Origin of the sequence: Streptomyces pseudogriseolus, from assembly GCA_002154585.1 — a bacterium.
Taxonomy (GTDB): Bacteria; Actinomycetota; Actinomycetes; order Streptomycetales; family Streptomycetaceae; genus Streptomyces; species Streptomyces pseudogriseolus.
Genome location: MUNG01000509.1, coordinates 316 through 516, shown reverse-complemented (window position 1 = coordinate 516; position 201 = coordinate 316). Strand labels below are relative to the sequence as shown.

Annotated in this window: 1 pseudogene; it reads left to right on the top strand. The window is 72.6% G+C overall.

Annotated features, from left to right (window positions below):
- Window positions 1-73: 73 nt before the first annotated feature.
- Window positions 74-201: pseudogene (locus tag CCN29_RS36480) on the top strand (trehalose-phosphatase); the annotation flags it as partial.

The following is a 201-nucleotide window of genomic DNA, read 5'->3' as shown; positions in this document are numbered from 1 at the left end:
CGACTGCCCGCAGTCGGCGGCGAACTGGGCACGTCCAGGCGTGACAGCCCGGGTGCGTGGATAGGTTGAGGCTATGGCCAGTCATACGGAATCCACGGACCCCGGCGCCCTGCCGACGCCCACCACGCAGGCCGGGCGTGACGGCCTGGACGCCCTCCTGGCCCGCCCGGGCAAGGCCCTGATCGGCCTCGACTTCGACGG